2 protein-coding genes and 1 pseudogene are annotated in these 1,715 nt (G+C 65.9%); 1 reads left to right on the forward strand and 2 read right to left on the reverse strand.

Translation table 11 applies throughout. The features are described from left to right. Positions 1 to 357: pseudogene (locus tag AC1DYI_RS34700) on the forward strand (DUF3857 domain-containing protein); the annotation flags it as partial. A 91-nt stretch (positions 358 to 448) separates the two neighbouring features. Here the strand turns inward: AC1DYI_RS34700 and AC1DYI_RS34705 are convergent. Continuing rightward, a complete protein-coding gene (locus tag AC1DYI_RS34705; protein WP_477208644.1) occupies positions 449 to 1,087 on the reverse strand; it encodes a CoA transferase subunit B in 639 nt (212 codons plus the stop codon). Positions 1,088 to 1,177: 90 nt separating this feature from the next. Continuing rightward, a partial coding sequence (locus tag AC1DYI_RS34710; protein WP_477208645.1) for a CoA transferase subunit A occupies positions 1,178 to 1,715 on the reverse strand: 538 nt, incomplete at its 5' end.

Here is a 1,715-nt window from a genome sequence, read left to right on the forward strand (position 1 = left end):
CGCAGCTACGCCACGCTGTGGCTGCACCTGGCCTCGCGCCGGCTCGGCGGCGACGGGGCTGCCGCGACCAAGGCTTATCAGGCAACGGACGCTCAGCCCGCCTGGCCCTACCCCATCGTCAAGCTGCTGAATGGCAGCGGAACGCTGGACCAGGCACTCGCCGCCGCGCGCGTCGACAAGCAGTCGGCCAGCGGTCGGCTGTGCGAGTTGTACTTCTTTCTCGGCCAGCAGCAGCTGCTGGACGGCAACACCCAGGCCGCGCGCGAATCGTTCCAGAAGGTCCTGGCCACCGAGGTGATCAGCGCCACCGAATACGTGCTGGCGCAGCGGGAACTGAAGGCCCTCAGCAAGCGTTGATCCAGGGCGGCAGGCGCCATGGCGCCTGGCTTGGGCGGCCGGCACTTCACTGGAAGGCCGGCCCGCCATCGCCGTTCGGGCCAACGGCGTTTCAGTGCAGCGGCACGCCCGTCTTGCCCTGCACTTCTTCGCGCGTCACGCCTTCGGCCAGCTCGACGAGCTTCAGCCCTTGCGGCGTCACGTCCATCACCGCGAGGTCGGTGATGATGCGGTTGACCACGCCCAGGCCGGTCAGCGGCAGCGTGCAGCTGGGGATGATCTTCAGGTCGGTCGAGCCGTCTTTCTTGGTCGCGACGTGCTCCATCAGCACGATGACGCGGCCGACGCCGGCGACGAGGTCCATCGCCCCGCCCATGCCCTTGACCATCTTGCCGGGAATCATCCAGTTCGCCAGGTCGCCCTTTTCGCTGACCTGCATCGCGCCGAGAATCGCCAGGTTGATCTTGCCGCCGCGGATCATGCCGAAGCTGTCCGCGCTGCTGAAGATGCTGGAGCCGGGCAGCGTGGTGACCGTCTGCTTGCCGGCGTTGATCATGTCGGGGTCGACCTCGTCTTCGGTCGGGAATGGGCCGATGCCAAGCAGGCCGTTTTCGCTTTGCAGCCAGACCTCCATGCCGGTCGGCACGTGGTTGGCCACCAGGGTCGGCAGGCCGATGCCGAGGTTCACGTAGAAGCCGTCCTGCAGTTCTTTCGCTGCGCGGGCGGCCATTTCATCGCGGGTCCATGCCATGTCAGGTCTCCTGCTGGGCCGCCCCGAAGGAGGCCTGCGCCCCCTTGGGGGGCAACGAACGAATGTGAGTTTGGGGGTGCATGTTCATCCTCAGGCCTTGCGGACGGTTCGTTGTTCGATGCGCTTTTCCGGGCTGGCATTGAGCACGATGCGGTGCACGAAGATGCCGGGCAGGTGGACCTGGTCTGGGTCCAGCTCGCCGGTTTCGACGATCTTCTCGACCTCGACGATCGTGACCTTGCCGGCCATCGCGACGTTCGGGTTGAAGTTGCGCGCTGTCCGGCGGAACTGCAGGTTGCCGCTCTTGTCGGCCACATGCGCCTTGACCAGCGACACCTCGGGCATCAGCGCACGCTCCATCACGTAGGTGTGGCCGTCGAACTCGCGCAGTTCCTTGCCTTCGGCCACGATGGTGCCGACACCGGTCTTGGTGAAGAAGGCCGGGATGCCGGCGCCGCCAGCACGCAGCTTTTCGGCCAGCGTGCCTTGCGGCGTGAATTCCAGCTCCAGCTCACCCGACAGGTACTGGCGCTCGAATTCCTTGTTCTCGCCAACGTAGCTGGAGATCATCTTCTTGATCTGCCGCGTGTTCAGCAGCTTGCCGAGGCCGAAACCGTCGACCCCCGCG

It is taken from the genome of Ideonella sp. P3_A4 (genome assembly GCF_056403075.1).